Below are 25,804 nucleotides of genomic sequence, written 5' to 3'. Positions count from 1 at the left end.
CACGTCCTCGGCCTTCGGGAATCACCTCAACCGCTGGTAGGACTTCAGCCACACCACCAACGCGCGCAGATGCTGCTGGTCCTGGGTTTTGCTCCGCGCCAACTCCACGCCGCCTACAGAACGGCCACCACCCTAACGATCACCCCAAACTCCGCGTCCCTTTTCCGGCTGTCCCCCGGTGCGGCCGGACGGGGATGCCGCCCGGCCGCACCGGGGACGATCAGGCAGCCGGGTCCGCCGACGGAATCTGGCCAGCGTGCGCGATCACGTGATCGATCATCCCGTACGCCTTCGCCTGCTCCGCGGTGAACCACCGGTCCCGGTCGGCGTCCCGCTCGATCTCCTCGACGGTATGGCCGGTGTGCTGGGCCAACAGCTCGTGCGACGTGCGCTTGACGTACCGCATGTTCTCCACCTGGATGGCGATGTCCGCGGCCGTCCCCCCGAATCCGCCGGAGAGCTGGTGCATCATGATCTGCGCGTGCGGTAACGCGTAGCGCTTGCCCGGGGTACCGGTGCACAGCAGGAACTGCCCCATGGATCCGGCGAGCCCGATGGCGATCGTCGCGACGTCGTTGGGGATGAACCGCATCGTGTCGTAGATGGCCATTCCGGCGCTGATCGAGCCACCCGGCGAATTGATGTAGAGCTGGATGTCCCGCTTGCTGTCTGCCGCCGACAGCAGCAACAACTGCGCGCAGATCATGTTGGCCGACGCGTCGTCGACCTCGGTGCCGAGAAAGATGATGCGTTCCCGGAGTAACCGGTCGAACACCTGAGCGCTCAGTGACGCCTGCTCCGATAGTTGTGTCTGATTCCCGCGATTGTCCACTGGCATCTCCTTATGTAGCACTGACACTGAAGCACGACCGTCCTGTTTGAGCGCTTTGCCCCTTAGATCCCGACCCGTACCTGGCCTGCCACCGTCGATCCTCGCGCCCGCTGACGGCGGACAGACCGGTTTTGTGCTGTTGGCGAATCCGCTGACAGCGCAACCGCCGTCTTACCAATCCGCGCCGTCGCGACGGCAGGTGCACCCGCCCCGGTTACCACGCGTATATCTGGCCGACACACACCCACCTGGCTGCTGCACCCACCTGGCTGCTGCACCCACCTGGCTGACACCCCCCACCTGGCTGCCGCCCACATACCTGGCTGACCGGGCCATCTCGGCCACCGAGTAGGTTCTGGGAATGATGTCGCTCTCGCCCTCCGCCCGCCTGGAACTCGTAGCAAGTCCTAACAGGACCGCTACTCCCTTCGCCTAAGGCTGGCCATCGTGATCAAGCACGGCGAGGAAGAGTCTTCACCACCGCTCGCGGAAGCTGTCGTCGACCTCGACGCAATCGCCCACAACACCCGACTGTTGGCCAGTCACACCGACAGCCTCATGCTGGCAGTGGTAAAGGCCGACGCGTTCGGGCACGGCTTCGAGGCGGTGACACGTACCGTCCTGGCCGCCGGCGCGACCTGGTTGGGGGTGACCTCCCGGGCCGAGGCGCTCGCGATGCGGGCCGCCGGATTCACCGCCCCCATCCTGAGCTGGCTGCACGCACCAGACGAGGACTTCGCACCGGTCGTGGCCGCCGACATCGACCTGTCCGCCGCCTCCACCGAGCATTTGACCGGCATCGCCGCTGGTGCGCGGCGGGCCGGCAGCCCCGCCAAGGTGCACCTCAAGGCGGACACCGGGCTCTCCCGCGGCGGCGCGACCGATCAACACTGGCCCGAACTCGTCGAACTGGCCCGGTCGTTCGAGGCGGCGGGCCTGCTGACCGTACGGGGAGTCTGGTCCCACCTGGCCAACGGCGAACATCCCGAACATCCGAGCATCGCCGCCCAGCTCAACACCTTCCATCGGGCCCTACGGCTCGCCCGGGACGCCGGCCTGACCCCGAGCCTGGTGCACCTGGCGAACTCCGCCGCCCTGATCGGCGTACCGGAGACGCACTTCGACCTGGTTCGACCCGGCATCGCCCTGTATGGCCCGGAACCGGTGCCAGACCGCACCATCGGCCTGCGGGCAGCGATGACCCTGCGTACCCGGGTCATCCTGGTCAAGCGGGTGGCCGCGGGCACCGGCGTCTCCTACGGCCACGACTACACGACTGCGCAGGAGACCACGTTGGCACTGGTACCGATCGGTTTCGCCGACGGGGTACCACGCTGCGCCGGTAGCCGGGCCGAGGTCTGGATCCGCGGCAGGCGATGCCCGATCGCCGGCCGCGTCGCCATGGACCAGTTCGTCATCGACGTGGGTGACCTGCCAGTCCAGACCGGCGACGAGGTGCTGGTGTTCGGCGACGGTGGCCGGGGTGAGCCCACGGTCGACGACTGGGCCCGGTGGGCCGGGACGAACCCTCATGAGATCTTGACTGGAATCGGCGCTCGGGTGTGCCGGCGGTACCTGCCGGTGCGCTCCAGGCACACCACCGAACGGGAGCACGTCAATGCCTGAAACCACCACCATCCGGATCGCGGTAGTCCACGGCGGGCGCAGTGGCGAGCACGAGGTCTCCCGGAATTCGGGGATCAGCATCCTGTCCAATTTGGACAAGGAACGGTATGACGCGCTGCCGGTGCTGATTACCGAGTCCGGCGGCTGGGTGTTCGGCACCGACGAACCGGTCGATGTCCTGACCGCCGTCGACCGGCTGCGGGACTTCGACGTCATCTTCCCCGCCCTGCACGGCCCGTACGGCGAGGACGGCACACTGCAGGCGGTGCTGGAGATGACCGGTGTGCCGTACGTCGGAAACGGGGTGCTGGCCAGCGCGACCGGGATGGACAAGGATTTCACCAAGAAGCTGCTGGCCGCCGAAGACCTGCCGGTTTCCGACGCGGTGGTGCTCCGCCCCGAGACGGACCTGCCGACGGAGGCGGACATGCAGCGGCTCGGTCTGCCGGTCTTCGTCAAGCCCGTCCGGGCCGGATCCAGCCTCGGGGTATCCCGGGTAAACCGCTGGGAGGACCTGCCGGCGGCGATCGCCCTGGCCCGGGAGAGCGACCCGAAGGTGCTCATCGAAGAGGCGGTGATCGGCCGCGAGATCGACCTGGCGGTGCTGGAGCACCCGGACGGTCGGCTCGCCGTCGGTCCGCCGCTGGAGATCCGGGTGGCCGGCGGGCGACCGTTCTTCGACTACAACGCCAAGTACGGCGAGAACGGCGCGGTCTTCGACATCCCCGCACCACTGGATCCGGCGATCGAAGCGCAGTTGGCTGACCTGGCACTACGCGTTTTCCAGGCCCTGGGCTGCGCCGGACTGGCGCGCATCGACTTCTTCCTGCGGGACGGAAAGACACCTGTGGTCAACGAGATCAACACGTTCCCCGGGTTCACCTCGTTGTCGCAGTACCCGCAGATCTGGCAAGCCACCGGGCTCGGCTATCCGCAGTTGCTGGACATCCTGATCGAAACCGCGATCACCAGCCACGCCCGACGGCGGCACCAAGCGCCCGCTGCGGCCTCGATCAGCTGACCTCCTCCGTGGGGCGGAACCGGGCAAGGACATCCCACGGTCGGTCCGTACCGCGTGCGGGCTGAGGCGCACACAGCCACAGGGCGGCCGGCTGCACCTTCACCCGCAGGGTACGACCCGGCTCGATGACGTCCCCATCCAATTCGCGCGGTTGGGCCCGATTGCTGGCCACCTCCACCCGCCGGCCCCGGAACACCTCCATCCGGGGCACCCGCCGCCGCCGGAACAGCACCGCCCAACCGAGCGACAACCAGTGTCCGATGGTGCGCGGGGTCAGCACCGCCACGTCCAGGAATCCGTCGTCCGGCTCGGCGGCGGTCAGCAGCCGTACGCCGCCCTGGAGCCGTCCGACGTTGGCCACGAGCACGGTACGCGCCCGGCGACGTACCGGGGGTTGGTCGTCGATTCGGATCGACACCCGCATGGGCCGGTCCCGCAGATGGCGGAAGCCTCCCACCAGGTAGGCCGGCCAACCGATCCGCGCCTTGGTCGACTCCGAGGTTGATTTGAGCAGTTGTGCGTCGAAGCCCATCCCGGCCATCACCGTGAAGAACCGGCCCTCGATCATTCCGACGTCGATCTGCCGTCGGGCGCCGCCGATCGCCGCCTCGATGTTGGCGGTCAGGTCGCTGGGCAGACCAAGGTTGGCGGCAAGCAGGTTACCGGTCCCGCAGGGCAGTACGGCCATGGTCACGTCGGTCCCGACCAGCGCGCTGACGCAGGACATGATCGTGCCGTCTCCGCCGCACACGAAGACGACCTCGGCCCCCGCCTCGATCGCCTGGCGGGTCTGGCCCTGCCCGGGGTCCTCCACCGTCGTCTCCAACCAGAGCGGCGGCGGCCAGCCGGCTGCCGAGAGCATCCGGTTGATCTTTCGCCGCAGGGCGTCGAAGTCGACCGGTTTCACCGGATTGACCACGACAGCGGAACGTCGTCCGCCTTGTCTGCTCGTATCGCCTAGCCCGTCCACGGGCGCTAGTGTGCCGCACGCCGCCGCTGGCTGCGGCGTTAGGAAGGGCCCCTTCCTATACAAAAAGCGATAAGAAGGGGCCCTTCCTTACCGCAAAGCGGTGTGGAAGGCGGTGGCACGCTCGCGGAGGTGGGCCAGGTCACCGCCGCGCGGCGCGTCCCCGAGCAGGGCGCTGCCGACGCCCACCGCGACCGCGCCGGCCGCCAGGTAGGCGCGGGCCGACTCGATGTCGACCCCGCCGAACGGCACGAACGGCACGTCGGGAAAGGGCTCCCGCAGCGTACGTAGGTAGTCGACCCCGCCGGGCGCGGCGGGAAACAGCTTCACCGCCGAGGCGCCGGCCACACTTGCCGTGATCACCTCGGTCGGGGTCAGCGCCCCGACCAGTGCCGGCAGGCCCAGCCGGACCGATTCGGCCAGGGCCGGTGCCAGACCGGGCATGACGACGAAGTCAGCGCCGGCCTGTTCCGCCTGCACCACGTCCCCCTCGGTGAGGACCGTGCCCGCCCCCAGCGGCACCTCGGGGCCGAGTTCAGCGCGGGCCCGGACCAGCACCCCGATCGCATCCTTCGAGGTCAGTGACACCTCGATCAGGGTGATTCCGGCCTCGGCGAGAGCCAGGATGCTGGCCAGGGCCGCGTCCGGATCGTCGGCGCGTACCACCGCCAGCAGTCGGTGCGCGCGTAACACCTCTCGCAGGTTCACCGCCTCATCGTCCCAGGCCAGCATGGGTGGCAGGCGGCCATACGCGAGGAGCGCCCGCACCCGTTGCCGCCGCCGCACGGTCGATCGGCGTACCCGCTGCCGCCGCCGCAGGGTCGGCCGACAAGATACCGGCGACGAGCACCGCGACGGGCCGGAGAAGCCTCCACGCGATGCCCTCGATGTCCTGCTAACGTGCCGGCCATGCTGACCGAGAGCGACATCGTCCGCTACTTCGAGTGCGGCGCGCGCCGGCTGACTGTGGCCGGCGGCAGCCGCGTCGGCAATCGCTACCCGGCCAACTTCGACGTGCTGCACGTCGACCCGACGCTGCCGTTCGTCGCGGTGGCCGACGGCATGGGCGCCGGGCAGGGCAGCGCGGTGGCCGGTACGACGGCGATGTCGACCTTCGTCGCCGCGGTACGGGCGGCCGGGCCGAGCGTCGGGGCCAGCCAACTACGAGACGCGGTCGCCGAAACTCAGACCCGGGTCCGCGCTGCCGGTGCCCAACTGGACGAGTTGACCGGTTGTACGTTGACCGCGCTGCTCGCCGGCCCGACGGGTACCGACGCGTGGATCACTCAAATCGGCGACTCCCGCGCCTACCGACTCCGCAACGGCCTGCTGGAACTGCTCACCGTCGACCACACGGCAGCCTGGCTCGGTGCCGTCTACGGCTGGTATCCGGCCGACTCGGCCCAGGCGGCGGCCGCCCGCTACCAACTGGCCCGCTATCTGGGACATCCGGACAAACCCGAAGCCGACCTGCTCAACGTGTCGCTGCGTCCCGGAGACGTCTACTGCCTCTGCACGGACGGGGTGAGCGAACCGATCGGCTACGACCGCCTGCGGCAGTTGCTCGGCGGCGAGCCGGCCAACGCGGTGCGGGTGCTACTGGCCGACACCCTGGCCGCCGGGGGCCGGGACAACGCGACGGTCACCGTGCTCCGGGTCGAGAGTGCCGGGTAGCGGTCGCCGCCCGAATCGGCACCGGCGACAGAACGTGCCCGCGAAATCATCGACGCGCTGATGCACGCGTTCACCAGCAACACGATCCGACTCATGCTGCAGCCTGGCCCCACCTCGCCCGTGCGCAAGCAGTCGTCGCCAACCGTGAAGGGCCGTTCGGTGCCGTCGCGCGAGCCTTCGAGAAAGTCATCCGTGACGGCATTGAGGCCGGAGAGTTCCGCCCGTTCGCCGATGTCCAACTCACCGCATTCCTGCTCGGCGGCATCGTCCGCGCTGGTGCCGAACGCATGGTTTACGAGTCGCTGGATCCGGACGACCTGACACCGGCCCTCCACGACATCGTCGTCAACGCCCTGTCCCACCGGAACCGACCGGAATCAGCTAACGGCGGAGACCAAGCCGGCTAGTCAGCCACCACACTCCGTAGCTGGCACAGACCCATGCCACACCTGAGCAACGCGATCCCGCCCGCTGTGGCACAACCAGGACTACCCTCGGCTTTGGGACGGCTGCGGCGCGTCGGAAATCGACCGACGGGCACTTGGGTGTACCCGCCCGGAGGTGACGACGATGACCTGTCCTGCCGCCGGCCCGGTCGTGGTCGGGGTAGACGACTCCCCGGTGAGCCGCAGCGCCGTACGGTTGGCCGCTCAGGAGGCAGCAACCCGCGACCTGGCCCTGCGGGTCGTACACGTCTTCGACTGGGGGCCGGACCCAACGTCACCCCAGGCCGAGCTGCGGGACTCTGCCGAGCAGATGCTCGCCGAGGCGATGGCCGTCGCGAAGGCAGGCGAGCCGGACATCGAGGTGACCTCCGCCATCATCGAGGGACATCCCATCGTCACCCTGCTGCGGGAGGCTGCCGCCGCCGCGCTGATCGTCGTGGGCGACGGAAACCTGGCGACCCGTAACAACATATCCGTCGATGCCACTGCGGTGCAGATCGCCGCCCGAGCCGGGTGCGGCGCGCTGATCGCCCGCGAGACAGCGCCGCCCGTCGGGCCGATCCTGGTCGGCTTCGACGGTTCGGCGAGTTCGCGCAGCGCCCTCGACTTCGCCTTCGACTCGGCGCAGCGGCGCGGCCGGGAGTTGTCCGTGGTCCGGGTGGTGGAGGCGGCCAAGGTGGTGGGTGACATCGAACCAGGACCGGTGATCACCGACGGGGTCAGCGACGAACTCGCCGAGGCACTCGCCCCGTGGCAGAGCCGCTACCCGTCGGTCACCGTCAACCAGCGGGTACGCGCCGGCGACCCGGACGAGATCCTGATCGAGGAGTCGCGTTCGGCCGAGCTGGTCGCGGTGGGTGCGCGGGGTGAGCAGCCCTGGCGCGGCGCGCTCGGCGCGGTCAGTCAGGCCCTGCTCTACCACTCGCCGAGCCCAGTACTGATCGTCCGGCATCCGGCGGAACAGTGATGCCGGAGCAGCCGGCTCCGTTGAGCGGTCCCGAACTGCATCGGCTGGACGCGTACTGGCGGGCCGCCAACTATCTGACCGTCGGGCAGATCTACCTACTGGACAATCCGCTGCTGCGCCGACCGCTTGCCGCGACGGACATCAAGCCTCGACTGCTGGGGCACTGGGGCACCGGGCCGGGGCTCAACCTGCTCTACGCACACCTCAACCGGGCGATCATCCACCGCGACCTAAACATGATCTTCGTTACCGGACCGGGGCACGGTGGGCCGGCGATCGTGGCAAACACCTGGCTGGAGGGCACCTACAGCCAGTGCTATCCGGACGTCGGTCGGAACGCCACCGGCATGGCCCGGCTGTTCCGGCAGTTCTCCTTCCCCGGAGGCATCCCGAGCCACGTCGCAGCCGAGGTGCCGGGGTCGATCCACGAGGGTGGGGAACTCGGTTACTCGCTGATGCACGCCTACGGCGCTGCCTTCGACGCTCCCGACCTGGTGGTGGCCTGTGTGATCGGCGACGGCGAGGCCGAGACCGGGCCGCTGGCCGGCAGTTGGCTGTCCAACGTCTTCCTCAATCCGGCGCGGGACGGCGCGGTGCTACCGATCCTGCACCTCAACGGTTACAAGATCGCCAATCCGACGGTGCTCGACCGGATCCCCCGCGAGGATCTGCTGGCGATGCTGCACGGCTTCGGCTACCAGCCGTACGTCGTCGACGCCGGGACCGGGCAGGACAGCCACCGGGTGCACCAGGAACTCGCCGCCGCCCTGGACCGGGCGTTCGACGAGATCGCCGCCATCCAGCGCCAGGCCCGTACCGCCGGCCAGCGAGTACGGCGACCCCGGTGGCCGATGCTGGTGCTGCGTACGCCGAAGGGCTGGACCGGCCCCCAGCAGGTCGACGGTCACCAGGTCGAGGGCACCTTCCACGCCCATCAGGTCCCGCTCGCCGGGGTCCGGGACGACCCCGACCACCGAGCCGCCCTGGAACGGTGGCTGCGCAGTTACCGGCCGGAGGAGTTGTTCGACGCCGATGGCGTACCGGTGGCGGTGGTGACCGAGTCGTGCCCGAGCGGAGCCCACCGGATGAGCGCGAATCCAGTGGCCAACGGCGGTCTGCTTCTGCGTGAGCTGAACCTGCCCGACTTCCGCGAGTACGCCGTACCGGTGCCGGAGCCGGGCGCGACGGTGGTCGGCGCGACCGGCGTGCTCGGCGGCTGGGTACGCGACGTGATCGCGGCCAACCCTGACCGGTTCCGCCTCTTCGCCCCGGACGAGGTGGCCTCCAATCGACTTGGCGCTGCGTTCGAGGTCACCGACCGATGTTTCGTGGGGGCCATCGAGCCCGGCGACGACCACCTCGCCCCCGACGGGCGGGTGCTGGAGGTACTTTCCGAGCATCTGTGCCAGGGCTGGCTGGAGGGCTACCTGCTGACCGGTCGGCACGGCCTCTTCACCAGCTACGAGGCGTTCATCCACATCGTCGACTCGATGGTCAACCAGCACGCCAAGTGGCTCAAGGTGAGCCGCGAGATCCCCTGGCGTCGGCCTGTCGCCTCGCTGAACTACCTGCTGTCCAGTCACGTCTGGCAGCAGGACCACAACGGCTTCTCGCACCAGGATCCCGGGTTCATCGACCACGTCATGAACAAGAAGGCACAGGTGGTCCGGGTCTACCTGCCGCCGGACGCCAACACGTTGCTGGTCACCATGGACCACTGCCTGCGCAGCCGGCAGTACGTGAACGTGGTGGTCGCCGGCAAGCATCCGGCCCCGTGCTGGCTGTCGATGGCGGACGCGATCCGACACTGCCGGCATGGGCTGGACGTCTGGTCCTGGGCCGGCACCGCCGGAGCAGCCGAGCCGGACGTGGTGCTGGCCTGCGCCGGGGACGTACCGACGCTGGAGACGCTCGCCGCTGCTGACCTGTTGCGCCAACACCTGCCCTGGCTGAAGGTGCGGGTGGTCAATGTGGTGGATCTCATGCGGTTGCAGCCGGAGACCCTGCACCCGCACGGTCTCTCCGACGAGGTCTTCGACCGGGTCTTCACCCGGGACAAGCCGGTGATCTTCGCCTACCACGGTTATCCGTGGCTGATCCACCGGCTCACCTACCGGCGGACCAACCACCAGAACCTGCACGTACGCGGCTACCAGGAGGAGGGCACCACAACGACGCCGTTCGACATGCTGATGCTCAACGACCTCGACCGCTTCCACCTGGTGCTCGACGTCATCGACCGGGTGCCGGGGCTCGCCGACCGGGCTGCGGAGCTACGCCGACTCATGGTCGAGGCCCGCCGAGAATGCCGTGATCACACTCGGCGGTATGGTGAGGATGCCCCCCGGGTTACCGAATGGCGCTGGATGGGTACGCGACCCGGCTGACGCCCCGGTGATCCCGGGACCGCATCGCTGAGGAGGCCATCATGTCCACCGGCCAGGTACCGTCCGCCACGCCGACGCCCAACCCCTCTCATCCGACCCGGCCGATCCTGGTCGGGTACGACGGCTCCGACTGCTCCCGTGCCGCCGTCGCCTGGGCGCTCGACGAGGGGGCCCGTAGCGGCAACCCGGTCCTGCTCGCCTACGCCTTCGAGTGGATGACGACCGGCGGCTGGATCGGACCCGGCATCGGGGTCGGCACGTGGCCGGACGATGTTGCCCGCCGGGAAATCGAAGCGGTGCTGCGGGAGGCTGTCGCCGAGGCCGCCGGCACCCACCCCGGCGTGGAAGTACGCGGTGAGGTCTTCGACGGGCCGCCCGCGCTGATCCTCCAGGAGCGGTCCGCCACCGCGGCGCTGGTGGTGCTGGGCAGCCGGGGGCACGGCGGTTTCACCGGCCTGCTGGCCGGGTCGACCACTGTCTCGGTGGCCGCGCACGCGCACTGCCCGGTCGTGGTCGTACGCAGCACCGAACCGGGTGAGCCGTCGCCGGTCGGGCCTGTCGTCGTCGGTGTGGACGGGTCGGAGCAGTCCCTGCTGGCCCTGGACTTCGCTGCCGAACGGGCCCGGAGCTGGGGCGTGCCGCTGCGGGTCGTCCGTGCCTGGGCCCCGCCGGCCTCGAAGTGGCACCCGCCGGAGGCGGACCTTGCACAGATCACGGCCACCGAGCAGCGCGCCGTGGAGGATCTGCTGGCCGACCGGCTGGACCGGTTGCAGGGCATCTCCACGAACGTCGACGTGATCACCGAACCGCCGACCGCGGCCCTGGTCGAGGCGTCCCGGGGCGCGCGGCTGGTCGTGGTCGGATCCCGGGGACGCGGCGGCTTCCGTGGCCTGGTGCTCGGTTCGGTCAGTCAGCAGCTCATGCAGCACAGCCACTGCCCGGTCGCGGTCGTCCGGGAACTCCCGCCGGCCGACGACGGGGCGGCACATAGCTGAACTCGGCGCCCCGTAGCTGAACTCGGCGGGCCAGAGCCCGCACGTCGAGCCGGTAGGCCGCCCGTCCACCTGGACGGGCGGCCTAGTCGAAAGCGGTTCGCCCAACACCCTGGGGTACGGCCTGGCCAGCCCGCGGTATGGCCCTCCTGGTCGTGATTTGGCCCGTCCGCACGACGGCGACGGCCCCGAAGACGAGCGCGCCGAGAATTGCCGTCTCCACCCCGACAACCGCGTGTGAGCTGGTCTGGTTCAGGCAGTTGATCCCCAGCCACCAGGCCGATCCGATCGGCGCGCCGACGGCCGCCGCCAGCGGCACCGGACCACCCCGCCCGCGCCAGGCCCGCCATACCGCCAGGGCCACCAACGCGCATTCCACGACACCGATGCCCAGGACCGCCGCCACTTCTTCGGGTTTACCGGTCAGGTTGACGACGAAAAGCACGAAGGTCCACATCGGTACGGTGAGCACCGCGACCACGATCCCGGTCCAGGCCGGTGGCACGCGGGCTCCGCGTACGAGAAGCACCGCGATCACCAGTCCACCGATGATCAGGGACAGCAGGGCCCCCACCCCGGCGAGGCTCCACCTCGGGGCAGCCAACTGGACGTACTGGGGTGACAAGCCGAATGGCAACACGGTTTCGCCGGTCTCGTCGTACAACTCGATGGACAGTTCCAGCGCTCCGCCGATCAGACCGGCAAGCCGGGACGGCGGCGCTACGGTGGCGGTCCAGCGGCCAGCTTCTGTCCGCACCACCGCCCGCTCCTCCGTCGACAGCCAGAATCCGAAGTACCGGTACGAGACCCGTACCTCGGTCACCTGGCTGCCCTCGGCGGCTCCGAGGGAACCGGACAGGACCATTGGCTCGTCGAGATCCACCACGGTGTTCCAGCTCAGTGGGGCACCGTTCACCGTCAGTCCCGGGTCATCCGGCGCTTCGAAACTGGGGCTCGAATTGACCAGCCCGAACAGGCCGACCAGGGCGACGACGGCGAACAGGGCAGCCACCACCCGTACCGGCCAGGAGCGCCGGCCTGGCACCGCCACCGACGGTCGCGCCGCCCCGACCAGCGCCATGGCAGGGATCGAAGGCTCCGGCACGGTGGTAGCGACCGAAGGGTCTGGCACCGTGGCCGGGCGATGCGTCGGCTGGGTGGCAGCGGCTACCACGGCACCTTCTGCCACGACGAGTTCCGGCTGTTCGATCGCGACGGGCGCGATGCTGAAGGCCCGCATGAGCAGCGTGCTGACCAGCGGTATCCGGCTGGAACCGCCGACGAGCAGGATGCCGTGCAGGTCGGTGGGGGTCAGGCCGGCGGCGTGTACGGCAGCACGGGTGGCCTCGACAGTCCGGTCCAACAGCGGTCGGGCCAACTGTTCCAACTGTTCCCGGCCCAGCAGTGCGTCCTGGTCGAGTAGCGGGACCGGGATCACCGCCTGGGCCGACCGGGACAGCACCTCCTTGGCCGCGCGGACGTCCTCCCACATCAACCGTCGGGCCCGCTGCTCGGCTGTGGTGGCCGGCTCGGTCAACCGCCGCCACTGCCCCGGCTGCCGATCGGCGAAGACCGTACCGAGGTGGCCGATGATCGCGGCATCCACGTCCAGCCCGCCCGCGTCCGGCAGTCCCCGTTCGGCGAGGACCTGATAACCGGTCGACTCACGCCGCACCACGGCCACGTCGAACGTACCCGCCCCGAGGTCGTACACAACCAGGCAGGCTCCCATCGGTAACGCGCTGCCGAGCACGTCGACGAAGTACCCGGCCGCCGCGACCGGCTCGGGAACCAGCCGGTGCGCGGCCATGCCGGCACCGGCTGCGGCGGCGGCCAGTACCTGCCGACGCGGCTCGCCCCAGGAGGCGGGGTGGGTGAGGACCACCTGCTCCGGTTGCTCGCCGGCGGCCCGGGTGGCCTCCGCGTGGACCCGAGCGAGCACCGTGGTGACGAGATCGACGACCGGCACCTCGCGATCGCCAAGCAGTACGACCTCGTCGTCGATCCGCTGCTTGGGGTTGGGCTCGTACCGCTCCGGGTTGACCCGGCCGCCGTGCGTCGCCTCGCGCCCAGCTATCAGGGTGCCGTCGGGGGCGGCGAACACGGCGGACGACAACAACGGTGTGCCGTCGAACAGCAGGGGTGTCACCCGGCCATCACGACGCCGCAGCATGGCCACTGTGTTGGACGTCCCGAAGTCGATACCCACCAATAGCCCCCGCATGCCGGGAGTCTAGTGGTTGAGCGTTCCAGTGCCGCCGGCTCAGCCCTGGGCGTCAAGTCGCGGCCGGATGTCGTTTTCCGGGTGATCCGGAGCGGGAAGTAACCTCGGACCAGCACCCGGTCGGGCACGATGGATCAGACGGGAAAGGGTCGTGGGAATGACCGACGAGACACCGGAGACCAGCCGGTCGGTGACCGCCGCGCTCACGGAGGCCGCCAGGGCGGCCGGCTACGCACCCTCGGTGCACAACACCCAGCCGTGGCGGTGGCGGGTCCTGCCGGAGCGGTTGGAGTTGTACGCCGTACGGAGCCGGCAACTCGCCACCACCGACCCCGAGGGACGGTTGCTCGCGATCAGCTGCGGCACCGCCCTGCACCATGTCCGGGTGGCGCTCGCCGCGCTGGGCTGGGCGGTCGACGTCGACCGGCTGCCCGATCCGGCCGACCCTGACCTGCTGGCCCGGGTGATCCCCATCGAGCCGACGGGCCGCCCGACCGACTCGGCCGAGTTGCTGGCGTGTCTGCGGGCTCGGCGTACCGACCGTCGGCCGGTCAGCGACGAGGCAGCACCGACCGACGCGTTGCGGACGATCGCGAAGGCCGCCTCGGCTGAGGGAACCCAGGCGCAGCTGCTCAATTCCGATCAGGTGCTGGAGTTGGCCGCGTCGGCGGCCCGGGCGGCCAGTGTCGAGGCCAAGGATCCGCTGGTCCGCGCCGAACTGGACTACTGGACCGGCCGCGCTGGGCCGACCGGCACCGGTCTACCAGCGGACGTGCTGCCGGAACACACGCCGCAGACCACGGTGCCGGGACGGGACTTCGGTCGGGAGGGCACGCTGCCGATCGGTCCGGGTCACGACCGGGCGGCCTGCTACGCGCTGCTCTACGGTGACGAGGACGAACCGGTGAACTGGCTTCGGGCTGGGGAGGCACTCTCCGCCGCCTGGCTGACCGCCACCCGGTTGGGTGTGTCGCTCACCCCGTTGAGCGCGGCGGTCGAGGTGGCCAACACCCGGCAGGCGCTGCGCCGGCTCCTCTCCGACCTTGGCTACCCGTACCTCGTGTTGCGGTTGGGCCTGCCCGACCGGACCGAGGCCGAGCCGGCCCGTACGCCCCGATTGCCAATCGAGCAGGTGGTGGACACCTCGGCTCTGTAGGACGCCCGGTCAGGGATGTACGGACAGGCCGTCAGGGGTGGACGGACAAGGTCGTCAGGGGTGGACGGACAGGTCGGCGGGACCGCGTACCTCGGCAGGGCTGCGCACCTCGGCGCGCGGCCCGATGGCGAGGCCGTAGGCGGGCACGTCATCCAGTACCGTCGCGCCCGCCCCGATCTTCGCCCGGTAGCCGATCGAGACCGGCCCCAGCACGACCGCACCCGCGCCGAAGGTCACTTCGGAGTCGACCACGGGCTCGCCGGTGAAGTCCTTCCGACCGATGGTCACGTGGTGATGCAGGTTGATGTTCCCGCCGAGGCGGGCACCTCGGTGCAGCACCAGTCCATAGGGGTGGAACAGCTTGAGTCCCGGCCCGCACTGCAGTTCCCGGGGCAGGTCGCTGTTGGTGCCGAGCCGCACCACCAGGAGGTTGAGCAGTTTGTACGGGATGGTCGACAGCCGGCGAGTCAGCGTACGGCGGGCCACCGTCCACTGACCGAACCGGAACACGGTCAGCACGAGCCTGGCGAGCGGATCCCGATTCCGCCGAAAATCAATACGCAACGTGTCGAACATGCGACAAAGCGTAAGATGTCGATGGATTGAGCGTTGGCGACCGCCCCGATGTGGCCACCGTCAGATAGCTGACAGTAACCACATCGGTCAGCCCGGCGTCGTCTCGGCGACGATCCGTACCCGAGGGTCGGGGCAGGATCGGCCACGTTTCAGGGCGATACGCAGGATTCGCTCATCGGCCACCTCGCCGAGCAACCAGAGCAGGGACCGGTAGCCCTCGGCCCGCCACCGGCTCGGCTCGTCCAGGAAACCCTCGGCCAACGCGGTCAGCACCTCGCTTCGGTCCGCCTCGGGCAGCGCGGCCAGCACCCGGCGGACCAGGACGTCGGCCCCCTGGTAGTCGCCCCGGCCGACCAGGACCGCCAGGTAGCGAAGCGCCACGTCCCGCTGCCCCGGATCGCACAGTGCCGCTGGCAGGAACTCCTCCCGGGGCGTCTCCTCCACCGCGCCCTGGGCCAGCCGCTGCTCCCGCAACGCCGCGACGTACGCCGACCACTGCGGCACCAGCTCGGCCGGCCGCCGCAGGTCGATCGGCGGAGGCGACGGCGGCACGACGACCGTGGCCGGGTCGATCCGCTCCCCCTCGTACGGCTCGGCCGCCTCCTGGATCTCCTCGTCGTCGGCGGCGCGGGCCGCCGCGAGCACGGCGTGGAACAGGTGGCGTTCGCCCAGCCCGGCGAGCAGGTCCAGCAGACCGACGTACTCCAGGTACTGGTCTCCGGTGCCGTGTAACACCCGGCCGACGAGCGCCGGCAGGGCGGCCCGTACCGCCGCCGGGTCGACGCTGTCGAGCCGGCGGCGCACGTCGGCCTGTTCGAGCCCGCCCTCGATGGCCAGCGGCAGTACGACGTCGAGGTGTTCGGTGACGTACGAGGTCGACACGTGGTGCACCAGCAGTTCGACGGCGGCCGGGAAGTCGGGGCCGCCAAGCAGGGCGGCCCGCAACGTCCGCGCGTAGTCGACCGCCAGGAGGCGGGTGACCGCCTCCCGGAGGCCACGGTCAGCGGCGAGGTACCGCTGCCAACTGTCCACGTTCGTCACCTCAGCCCGTCGTTCTGCCAGCCGAGCCCCTTGAAGCTGTTGATCATATCGCCCGGCTTGACGGTCCTCGTGTTGTAGAAGGTGTGGTGCGACGACTTGTTCGGGTCACCCAGCTGCGGACCGTCGTGGAAGAAGTCGAATCCGGGCGGGATCGGGCTCCCCTTGGGCAGCTTGTAGATGTACTTCGAGTTGGTCCACATCGCCGCCTGCTCCCGACTGGCGAAGACCGACACGCCCTTGGGGAAGGTGGGTTCCCCGCCGCCGTACAACTTCACGTTGCCATCGCCGTCGAGGTCGTACTCCTTGCCCTCCCGCCAGGCGGGCTTTGGCACCGTCGTGTTGCCACCGACGTACAGGTCGACCGGGGTGGTCCGGCGGGGTGGGCCGTCCGAGTCCTCGGAGGGACGCGGAGTCGGCTTGGTGTCCGGCTTCTTCGTGGGTGCCCGCTTGCCACCGGGGTCGAAGCCGATCCCTCGGCCGATCTTCTTCAGCGTCTTCCTGACCTTGTTGACGACGCTCCGCACCTTCTTGCGGACGCTCGCCACCTTTCGGGAGATCGCCTTCTTGACTCGTTTCTTGAAGTTGCTGATCTTCTTCTTGATCTTGTTGGCGAACTTCTTTACCTTCTTGATCGCCTTGGAGACCTTCTTCTTCCATGACTTGATGCGCTTAGTGATCTTCTTCTTGAGCCAGCCCGCGCCCTTCTTGACCTTCTTCCAGCCGCCACTGACCTTCTTCTTGACCTTCTTGGCCCCCTTCTTGACGACGCCACAGATCCAGCACTCGCCATCCGGGTCGGACTTGGCCACCGGGTTGTTGGTCGCGTACGAGTAGCCCTGCATCTCCTGCGGGTCGTCGATCGCGGTCACCGGATCGACGCTGATGAACCGACCCAGGCTCGGGTCGTAGTCACGGGCACCCAGGCGGGTCAGCCCGGTGGTCTTGTCGACCGTCCCGCCGACGAAGGACCGGGAACCGGGGAAGGCGCTGGCCGAGCCGGTACGCGGATCACCGAACGGGGCGTAGTAGCGGCGGCTCACCGTCTGGGTGGCGGTCTCCACCGCCACCGTGGAGGTGCCCTGCGGGTCAGCCATCAGCCAGGACAGTCCGGTGTTGGTGCGTACCGCGACGGTCTCGCCCGCATGGGTGTAGTAGCGGGTGCCGGAGACCGCCCCGCCGGTGTTGACCTCCACCTCCTGGTTCGGCAGATGAAGGGTCACCCCCTCGTTGTCCGTGCTGATCAGCAGGTTGCCCTCGGCGTCGTACAGGTAGGTGCTGGTCTTGCCACCAGCGGTGGCCGAGGCCAGGTTGCCCTCCACGTCCCAGGTGAAGTTCTGGGTGACGCCCGCGACGGTCCGGGCGGTGGTGTTGCCGGCCGCGTCGTAGGTGAACCGGTCGACCCGACCGTTGGCCGCACCACCGCTGGTGGTCACCGACGCCAGCGCGTGCGGCTGGGCGGCCCCGGCCGCCGGGTACGCATAGGTCTGGCTGACCTGGGTGCCGCCGCGCGCCGTCGGGTGGTCCACCCGCTGGGTACGGTTACCGTCCGCGTCATAGGCGAACGACTGCCAGTACGGCGACGGCCCGTCGACCTTGCTGGCGGTGGGCGCCCCGACGCAGTCGTCGGTGGCCGTCCACGCCTGGGTCAGCCGCTGAAGATGGTCGTACTGGAAGCACTGGGTGTCCGGATCGGTCTCCTCCGGCGCATCGGAGATCTTGAGGATGTTGCCCGACTTGTCGTAGCTGTACTGCCGGTCGGTCAGCGTGTACGGTGCCACGTCCCGGGTGTCCAGCGTCCGGCTGAGCCGGTTGGTGCCCTCCTCGTAGTAGTAGTCCCGCTGCCAGACGTGGTTGTTCGCGGTCAACGAGCGACGCTGGAGCAGACCCAGCTTGGTGTAGCTCGTGCCGGTCACGTACGGCGTCAGGCCGTGCAGGGTGGTCGGGTCGCCCAGCTCGCTGTAGCCGTACAGCAGCGCCTCCGTCGGCAGGCCACCGGCCGCCGGGAAGGTGCCCCGCTTGGGCGAACCGTCGACGTTGAACTCGGCGGTGTACGTGTACGTCCCGGCCAGCCCGCTGGTGATCCCACCACCGTCCGGGATGATGATCCGGCTGCTCGTCGCGTTGTACTCGTCGTCGAACGCGGTCGTCTCGGTGCGGTACGCCCGCCCGTCGACGTACCGGGTGGATCCGGTCAGGTAGCCCCTGGCCTGGGTGTCCCAGGTCCACTCGGCGAGCTTCGTGCCGCTGGTCGAGCCGGCGTACTGCGCCGTCTTGCGGCCCAGTTTGTCGTAGCTGAACGCGAGTGTGCTGCCGCGCGCGTCGGTGGTGGTGAGCAGGTTGTCGTTGTCGTCGTAGGTGTAGGTGATCGTGCCGGCGTCCGGCTCCTCCACCTTGACCTGCCGACCGCGCTGGTCGTAGGTGTAGCGCCGGACATTGCCCCGGGCGTCGGTGACCGAGTCGACTTCGCCGTCCGGCGTGTAGGTGTAGCGGATCGTGTCGTACGCGCCGGTCGGCTGGTTGCCGGTGAACTGCCGCAACTCGACCAGGTTGTCCCGGGCGTCGGTGATCCGGGTGATCGCGCTGGACCCGGCCGGCGGGGTCAGCGTCTCCCGGTCCCCGTCGTAGGCGAGGGCGTTGCGCCACTTCTCCTGGTTACGTACCAGGAAGATCTGCGCGGTCTCCCGCTCCAACCCGTCGTAGACGGTCCGCAGCTGGCCCGGAACGTCGGCGTCGTTGGGCGTCGGGAACAGCGTCGTGGACGGGTTGCCGTCGGCGTAGTACTCCTGGTTCTCCTTGACCACCAGACCCCGGTCGTCGTAGATGGTGTCGGTGATGATCCGGCCACCCCCCGGGGCCGGGGCCTGGGTCTGCCGGGGCCGCATGTACGCGTCGTACAGCTCGTAGGTGGTGGTGTACGACCCGTCGTTGCGCAGCGTGCTGGTGCCGATCGCAGTCGCCCCATCCGGCCGCAGCAGGTAGCTGTAGGTGATGTTGGCGCTCTGCGTGGCCTGGTCCCGACCGGGCAGCCAGACTCCGGTGAGCCGGCCCAGCGGGTCGTACGCGGTGGTGGTGCGCTTGTTGTTGGCGTCGGTCTCCACCTTCGGCAGTCCCCACGCCGGCTCCAGCACCGTGGTCTCGGTGTGTCCCAGCGCATTGGTCACCTCCACCTGGGTGACCGGGCCACCGCTCGTCGGGATGTACGTCGTCGTGGTGCTGTTGCCGGCGACGTCGGTCTCGCCGACCATCCGGCCGAGCGCGTCGTAGGTCTGCGTCGCGTCGGTGGTGTAGACCGGGCTACCACCCGAGTAGCTGGCCAGCACCTCGACCCGGGTCACGTCGCCCTTGGTGGCGGCGATGCCGTACGCCTGGTTGTCGTAGGCGGTCCGCACGTCGGAGACCACATGCTCGGGGCGACGGGTCGTGGCCGTGCAGCCCACCGCCACCGTCTCCTCCCGGGTCTCGAACTCCACCAGCCAGTCCGCTGTGTTACGGAGGTACGTGGTGCGGGTACACAGGTCGTCGCTGGCCGTGGTGACGTCGCCCTTGTCGTCCTCCTGGACCGGCATGCCGTAGTCGTCGTACGTCGTGTCTACCTGGGTGGTCACCCAGCTACCGCCGGCCAGAGCGGTACGGGTCACCGTGCTCGACTCCCGCACCATGTCGGCGGTGACCGTCACGCCACCCCGGGTACGGCTGGCCGTCTGCCGGATCCACGGGGTGCTCAGTTCGGTCTCCGCGACCGTGCCGTTGACGCCGGTGTAGTCGATCTCCTCCCGGAGGAAACCCTGCAACGACGGGCTGTCGGTCATCGCGGTGCCCTGCGAGTCGACCACCTGCACCGACCGCGTTCCCCCGGCGGCGAGCTTGTCGCCGTGCATGCCCCGGAAGTACAGCCGGTCGGTCTGGGTCCGCATCGGGTTGTTGGGGTCACCATGCAGCACCCGGACCTTCGAGTAGCCACGCCACTGGCCCCAGGTGCGGTGCTTGGCCAGGGTCAGCGGGTCGTCGTCGTAGTGCCAGGCGGGCGCGTCGAGGTACTGGTAGGAGGTGATCTCAGCGGGTGCGCCACCGGTGGCGTCGATCTCCGCGACCTGGGTGACGACGTACTTGTGGAACCAGTCGAGGACCGGCTCACCGTCGTCCGGACTCCAGAACTGCGGGAAGCACCGTTTGCCGTTGCTGTCCGGGGTCGGCGTCTGACCGGCGACGCACTCCGGTTCGCTGTAGCTGACCGAAAGCTGGCCACCGATCTCGTCGGTCACCGCGGACACCCGCCACTTCTTCAGCGGTGCCCGTCCCTCGGTGGCGTCCACCCGGTTGCTCAGCTGGACGCCGCTGAGCTGCACGTCGGGCAGGGTGGCGGTGCCGCCGACGTGACCGGCGTGGGAGATCCGGCTGAGCCACAGCGCCGGGCTGGTGCCGTCGCCGGTGGCCGGGAAGGTGTGGGTCAGCGTCCACGACTCCACGTCCTGGTAGCCCGTGCCCTGCTGGACCTGGGTGGTGACCTTGGCCAGCCGCTTCCGGCTCCAGAACGTCGGCGTGTTGTACGTGCAGGTGGCGCTCGCCTCGCAGTTGGCGTCGAACGGCACGTCCGGCCAGTTGGCCGCGTTGGCCTTGGTGAACGACGTGCAGTTGAAGGCGGCGGTGACGATGCAGCGCTCGGCCGGGGTGAACACCACCCGGTTCGTGGCGTTGGCGGAGAAGAGCGTGTTCGACCGCTGGCCGTACCGGGCCTCGGACAGGTAGCCGCCCCGGGTGTAGGTGGTGCCGGTGCCGGCGCTGGACGCGCTGCCGTTGCGGGCGTACCGGTTGGTCTCCGGGGTGTACCAGTACGTCATGGCGTTGCCGTACCGGTCGAGGACGTAGTCCAGGTTCCACCGCCAGGCCTGCTGGCACCAGGAGGCGGCGTGCGTCGACGCCTTGCACGGCTCGCCGGTGTTGTTCCCGAAGACCGGCACGGTCCAGGCGGAGTTGGTCTCGGTCTTGCCGGAGGTCCAGTTCGGCAGCCGGTTCAACCCGAAGTGGTACTGGATACCGTCGGTGCCGGTGACCCGCCAGTACTCGCCGTCGTTGTCGCCGTTGGTGGTGCCGGTCAGCCGCTCGATGCGTACCCCGTCGTCGGACTTGGCCCGCCAGGCCCCGGTGGTGGCGTCCCGGACCAGTTCGGTGGCGTTGCCGTCGAGCATCAGGGTCGCGTTCTCGTCGCCCCAGCACAGGTCACCGGTCTTCGGGGTCACCCCCTCGTCGGTGCAGGACACGTACCGACGCTCGACGTATCCGGGCCAGTAGTCCAGCCCCTCCCCCACCCAGGACACCTGGTTGTTGGTCGAGGCGGTCCGGCCGTCGACCCGCCCCGAGGAGTAGGTCAGCGTGATGTCCGGCTCCGGTCCCGCCGGGGCCGGCGTGACGTCGACCGAGTACGACCAGTTGAAGTCACCGGTCTGGTCGGAGACCTCCCAGGTGGCCGAGGGCGACAGCGAGGTGGCTCCGAAGTCGCCGGCGCTGCCGGCCACCGCTGCGGTCACCGCGTACGTCTCGGCTCCGGCGGTCACCGGTACGTCCGCGATGAGGGTGCCGGCGGTGACGTCGTTGCGGGTCGACATCTCGGTACGGTCGGCCAGCCGGACCAGGCGCAGCCGGGAGGCCCAGTCACCGCCGTAGGCGTACCGGAAGCTGGAGTAGTCGACGGTCAGCTTGGCGGTGGCGGGTCTGGTGCCGGCTGCCGTGGCCGCCGCCCCGGCGCCGCTGGCCTGGGTGCCGGCCGGTGTCTCCGGGGTCACCCGCAGCAGCAGCCCGTCCACGCCGGCCTCGACCGCGCGGGCCCGGTCCAGCGTTTCGATTCGCAGGCCGTCCCGCACCGTGGTCCCGGCCTTGGGCCAGCTCACCTTTGGTGGCGCGGTCAACGCCTGCCGGCCGGCCTGGTCGACCGGACGGGGTTTCACCTTCACCGCCCCACCGCCCGGCACCGGCTGGGTCTGCGCCAGCGCTGGGCGGGGCCGAGCCCGGTCCCGCTGCTCGGCGGCGCTGACCGGAACTGTGGTGACCAGGCTGGACAGCATGGCCGCCGCGGTGAACACCGAGACACGGCGCAGCGTTCTCGCTCTCATGATTCCTCCCAGGCGAGCAGCGAACGTCGATGCAGGTCAGGTGGTACGGGAAAGCGTCAGGTGGTACGGGGAACCGTCAGATGGTGCGGTGAAGGTCAGCTGGTGGTGGAGAACCGGTCAGGAGCTGGACAGCGCGAAGACCTCGGAGTCGGAGAGCGTGCCGGCGTACGCACGCAGGTCGTCCAACGCGCCCGGCCAGAAGTCGGTCTGGACGCTGTTCCACTTGGCACTGCCGAGGGTCAGCGCCCCGGGCGCGTGCCACACCTTCACTCCCGGGGTGCGGGCCAACAGCGAGCCGTTGACGTAGAGCCGCAGCTCCCGGGCGGTGGCGTCGTACACCCCGGCCAGGTGGGTCCAGGCTCCCGGTACCGGGGCGAACGCCGCGTCGGAGCGGGCATGCGACCAGGTACGGGTACCGCTGTCCGCGCTCGGTGAGGAGAACGACCAGTGCCCCTCGGTGACTCCGTTGACGGTGAACTGGCGGTAGCCGAGGAAGAACGGACTCCCGGCCGGACCGTCCTGGCCGATCGCCGTGGCGTTGTGGCCTGGCAGGGTGGTCGAGTCCGACTCGCCGAGCCGGACCCAGCCAGCCACGGTGAAGCTGCCGTCGGTACGCAGCACCGGGCCGGCGGTGCTGGCCCGGCCGCTGATGCCGTCCAGGAACAGCGCCCCGCCCCGCGAGCCGTCCACATCCCAGCTCGCCGTGCCGCTGAGGGTGGCCGGGTTGCTCCGGCCGGACGAGTCGGCCGCGACCGTGCCGGCGACCTCGTCCAGGGCCCAGGTGCCCCGGGCGTTGGCCGGCCGGGTGGCGAGTTGGTGGATACCGTCCTTGCAGGACGGGATCTGGTCACTGGCGACCGGGTCGCAGCCCGACTGGTTCAGCAGGATCCGGTCGAAGAGCCGTACGTCGTCGACCTCACCGGGGAAGTGGTCGACGTAGCCGGTCTTGCTCTGCACCCGGCCGACCTGCATCGGCCCGTCGGCGTGCCACGGGGTGGTGAAGCTGGCCGGGGCGGCCTGGAGCACTCCGTCGACGTAGAGCCGTAGCTGCTGGGCCGGCGCGTCGTACACCCCGACCAGGTGGGTCCAGGCACCGACCACCGGCGGTGCGTCGGAGACCGCCCGGACCAGCGTCGAGGTCTCGGTGTCCGAGTGGTAGCGGTTGAAGATCCACTTGTTGTAGGAGACCGAGTAGTAGAGCTGGAAGCCGCTCTGCCAGGTGCCGGACTGGCTCACCACCGTGGCGATGTGTGAGGTGTCGGTGATCCGGGCCCAGGCCGAGACGCTGAAGCTACGGTCGGTACGCAGTACCGGCCCGGGGGTCGCACCGTACCCGGTGCTGCCGTTGAGGGTGGCCGCCCCGTCGATCCGGCCGTTGCCGGTCCAGCCCACGCCACCGGTCCAGGTGAGCGGCCGACCGTTACCGGAGGCATCCGCCGTGGTGGTGCCGCTGGTCTCGTCGGCCCGCCAGTGGCCGACCGGTCCGGACGGGAACCCGACGAAGAAGTCGTACGTCGCGTAGCGGGCACCGACGTTACCGGCCTGGTCGACCGGCCAGACGTACAGCGTGTTCTGCTGGTCGCGAGGCGGTGCGAGCTGGATGGTCGCGGTGCCGGTCGGAGCCGCTACCTGGTGTGCCGTGCCGAGGGTGATGTCGTTGAGGGCGTACTTGAAGGCGGTGATCCCGAACGCGCCACCGGAGCTGAGGGTGAACGTCCCCGGCAGTCCCGGGCTGCCGTGCGCGTCCGGGAAGGCGCTGCCCGGTGGATAGTCGGTGGAGGTCACCTGCGGGAGTTGGGTCGGGACACTGGTGTCCACGTAGAACTCGCAGTATTCCGTCCAGGCACTGGCGTCGAGGCTGTCGTAGGCCCGGGTCCGCCAGGAGTAGATGCCGGCCTCGGTCAGGGTCGGTGTGGTCGCGGTCAACGTCACCGCGTTGGTGACGGAGACGTACGCGGTGGTCAGCGGCGAGCCGAACGCCTGCCAGGTCCCGGTGGCCGGATCGAGACTGCGCATCTCGAACTCGGCGCGCACGCTGCCGTTGCTGCCGTCCGGATCGAAGACGTTGGCGTACAGCGTGGGAGCGGTCGTGTTGATCGCTGGCCGGTCGGCACCGGAGACGCACGGCGTGCCGGGTTGGGTGCCAAAGGCGGTGGGCAGCTGCGGGATGGTGTTGTAGTCGATCACCAGGTGCGGCGGGTTCGCGAACCGCTTCCAGCCGTAGCTGTCGGTCTCGCTGGCCTGGAGCGACAGGGTGACGTTGGCCGCGCCGGCCGCCGCCTGCTCGACGATGGTCGAGGTGGTGTCGAACTCGATGTCCCCGGCCGGGCAGGAACTGGTGCCGCCCGACGGTGCCCAGCCCTTGGCAACGGTGAGGGTGGCCAACTTCTTGATGTTCGCCGGTCTCGTGTTCCACGTGGTGGTCGACGAGATCCCACCGGTCAGATAGAGGTCGACCGGCTTGGCGGTGCAGGAGTACGCCCAGATCTCCTTGATCCGGAAGGTGGCCTTGATGATGTGCTTGCCGGCGACCGCGCTGGTGTCCATCCGCCAGTACGACCGCTTGACCGTCGAACCGCCGTTGTGGGTGCCGGCCGCCGGGGTCTCCGTGGAGTTCCAGTACTTGGTGGTGGGATACGCCTTGTCGACATAGGTCCAGGCCAGTTTGGTGCCCGACCAGGAGGGGTCGAGGTAGACCGGGTAGGTGGTGTCGGCACCGGTAAGCAGGCTCTGGTCCGGACGTATGGTGATGCTGTCCGCGCTGACCTGTGCCGGCATCGTCGCGCTACGGCCGGGTGCACCGGCCGAGTCCGCTGCCGCCGCGCTGGAGCGGCTGACTCCGGCGCTGACCGACGAGTCCCACATCTGGGGCATGGGCGAGTGGAAGACCTCCGCCCCGGAACTGTCGATCGCCCGGGCTCCGCCCTGTCCGTCGCTCTGCACGGTAAGACCGGTCCCGCGTAGCCCGAACCGGATCGACGCCAGCGCGGGATTCTGGGCAGCGGTGGCGGACTTCACGACCAGCACCTCGGAGAATCCGGTCACGGAGGCGGTCACCTGAAGGTCCACTCCGGGCAGCACCTCGGGATACACCGCGTTCGCCCCGTCCAGCACCGGCTGCGGCAGCGGCTTCGACCAGGTCATCTGCACCGACCGGCCGGCCTCGCCGATGGCGGCCAGGACGTCGTCACCACCACCGGAGAACGACAGGTCCAGCGGGGTGGCGACCGTCGTCACCCGGCCATCCGCGCCGAGCCGCAGGGTCGGATCGACCGGCACCCAGGTGCTTCCCCGACGAACCCAGCGGGGCAGCGCGGTCGTGTCGGCCGTATAGGTGCCGTCCGGGTTCGCGAAAACCTGCCGGTTGGCTGTCCGCAGCGACATCACCTCGACGGGCGCCTTGGCTGGTTTGCTGGTCGCTTCCGCCGGAGCCGGATGGGTGACAGCGATGCCCCCAGCCGCCAGGACGGTCGCTGTAACGCCCGCCACGAGCAAGGGTCGAACATCCTTGAACACGCACACCACCCGTTCCCCCGAACACGACAATGCGAAGAAAACCTACGATGCGCTGGCCTGTCGTTCAAGGTTTCTTCCATAATTCTCGCGAGGCGGAATTCAGGGCCGAAGCCTTGACAGCCGTCTATCAGCCGGAGCATCGCCGAGACCCATATCGATAACACGACTGGAACGGATGACCAACGGCGCTCACCGATGTTCCTTCGATGGCGACATCGACCAGCTCAGACGCTCTCCCGTAGCGGCAACACCAACTCCAGCCCACCATGAGT

The 25,804-nt window shown here is 69.3% G+C and carries 15 protein-coding genes; 7 read left to right on the top strand and 8 right to left on the bottom strand.

The window, feature by feature from the left end:
* Positions 1-220: 220 nt before the first annotated feature.
* Complete coding sequence (locus ACWDV4_RS20030; RefSeq protein ID WP_449980971.1) at positions 221-838, bottom strand: ATP-dependent Clp protease proteolytic subunit; 618 nt, start codon at positions 836-838, stop codon at positions 221-223.
* 441 nt (positions 839-1,279) lie between these two features.
* Between ACWDV4_RS20030 and alr the strand changes: the two genes are divergently transcribed.
* Complete coding sequence (alr, locus tag ACWDV4_RS20025; protein WP_449980969.1) at positions 1,280-2,458, top strand: alanine racemase; 1,179 nt, start codon at positions 1,280-1,282, stop codon at positions 2,456-2,458.
* Positions 2,451-3,479, top strand: a complete 1,029-nt coding sequence (locus tag ACWDV4_RS20020; RefSeq protein WP_449980967.1) for a D-alanine--D-alanine ligase family protein — start codon at positions 2,451-2,453, stop codon at positions 3,477-3,479. The genes alr and ACWDV4_RS20020 overlap by 8 nt, the downstream gene beginning before the upstream one ends.
* On the opposite strand, the gene ACWDV4_RS20015 is transcribed toward ACWDV4_RS20020, so the two are convergent.
* Positions 3,472-4,449, bottom strand: coding sequence for a diacylglycerol/lipid kinase family protein (locus ACWDV4_RS20015; protein WP_449980965.1), 978 nt, complete (start codon positions 4,447-4,449; stop codon positions 3,472-3,474). The genes ACWDV4_RS20020 and ACWDV4_RS20015 overlap by 8 nt on opposite strands.
* A gap of 87 nt (positions 4,450-4,536) precedes the next feature.
* Entirely contained in the window at positions 4,537-5,154 is a 618-nt protein-coding gene (locus ACWDV4_RS20010) for a bifunctional 4-hydroxy-2-oxoglutarate aldolase/2-dehydro-3-deoxy-phosphogluconate aldolase (RefSeq protein WP_449980963.1), read from the bottom strand.
* Positions 5,155-5,355: 201 nt separating this feature from the next.
* On the opposite strand from ACWDV4_RS20010, the gene ACWDV4_RS20005 reads away from it, so the two are divergent.
* The 4 genes from ACWDV4_RS20005 (at position 5,356) to ACWDV4_RS19990 (ending at position 10,915) form a co-directional block, all read left to right on the top strand.
* A complete protein-coding gene (locus tag ACWDV4_RS20005) occupies positions 5,356-6,120 on the top strand; it encodes a PP2C family protein-serine/threonine phosphatase (RefSeq protein ID WP_449980961.1) in 765 nt (254 codons plus the stop codon).
* 570 nt (positions 6,121-6,690) lie between these two features.
* Positions 6,691-7,533, top strand: coding sequence for a universal stress protein (locus ACWDV4_RS20000; protein ID WP_449980959.1), 843 nt, complete (start codon positions 6,691-6,693; stop codon positions 7,531-7,533).
* Positions 7,533-9,920: a phosphoketolase family protein gene (locus tag ACWDV4_RS19995; RefSeq protein WP_449980957.1), complete on the top strand. Its 2,388-nt coding sequence runs from the start codon at positions 7,533-7,535 to the stop codon at positions 9,918-9,920. The genes ACWDV4_RS20000 and ACWDV4_RS19995 overlap by 1 nt, the downstream gene beginning before the upstream one ends.
* Before the next feature lie 41 nt (positions 9,921-9,961).
* Positions 9,962-10,915 carry a universal stress protein gene (locus tag ACWDV4_RS19990; protein ID WP_449980955.1) on the top strand — a complete coding sequence of 318 codons (954 nt, stop codon included), beginning with the start codon at positions 9,962-9,964 and terminating at the stop codon, positions 10,913-10,915.
* An 82-nt stretch (positions 10,916-10,997) separates the two neighbouring features.
* Here ACWDV4_RS19990 and ACWDV4_RS19985 read toward each other — a convergent pair whose 3' ends face one another.
* Positions 10,998-13,136, bottom strand: a complete 2,139-nt coding sequence (locus ACWDV4_RS19985) for an Hsp70 family protein (protein ID WP_449980953.1) — start codon at positions 13,134-13,136, stop codon at positions 10,998-11,000.
* Positions 13,137-13,293: 157 nt separating this feature from the next.
* Between ACWDV4_RS19985 and ACWDV4_RS19980 the strand changes: the two genes are divergently transcribed.
* Entirely contained in the window at positions 13,294-14,292 is a 999-nt protein-coding gene (locus tag ACWDV4_RS19980) for an Acg family FMN-binding oxidoreductase (RefSeq protein WP_449980951.1), read from the top strand.
* Between the two features lie 54 nt (positions 14,293-14,346).
* Here the strand turns inward: ACWDV4_RS19980 and ACWDV4_RS19975 are convergent, their stop codons facing one another.
* From ACWDV4_RS19975 to ACWDV4_RS19960, 4 genes are all read right to left on the bottom strand, one after another.
* Positions 14,347-14,868 (bottom strand): hypothetical protein, encoded by a 522-nt coding sequence (locus ACWDV4_RS19975; protein WP_449980949.1) that lies wholly within the window; start codon positions 14,866-14,868, stop codon positions 14,347-14,349.
* Between the two features lie 87 nt (positions 14,869-14,955).
* Complete coding sequence (locus ACWDV4_RS19970) at positions 14,956-15,900, bottom strand: hypothetical protein (protein WP_449980947.1); 945 nt, start codon at positions 15,898-15,900, stop codon at positions 14,956-14,958.
* Positions 15,901-15,905: 5 nt separating this feature from the next.
* The gene (locus ACWDV4_RS19965; protein WP_449980945.1) at positions 15,906-22,016 is read right to left on the bottom strand and encodes an RHS repeat-associated core domain-containing protein; all 6,111 of its coding nucleotides are present in this window, start codon (positions 22,014-22,016) and stop codon (positions 15,906-15,908) included.
* A gap of 117 nt (positions 22,017-22,133) precedes the next feature.
* Positions 22,134-25,505 (bottom strand): LamG-like jellyroll fold domain-containing protein, encoded by a 3,372-nt coding sequence (locus ACWDV4_RS19960; protein WP_449980943.1) that lies wholly within the window; start codon positions 25,503-25,505, stop codon positions 22,134-22,136.
* Positions 25,506-25,804 lie beyond the last annotated feature (299 nt).

The organism is Micromonospora sp. NPDC003197, assembly GCF_053590565.1.
Note: the sequence above shows the minus strand (reverse complement) of the source record. Positions and strands in the feature narration are given on the sequence as shown.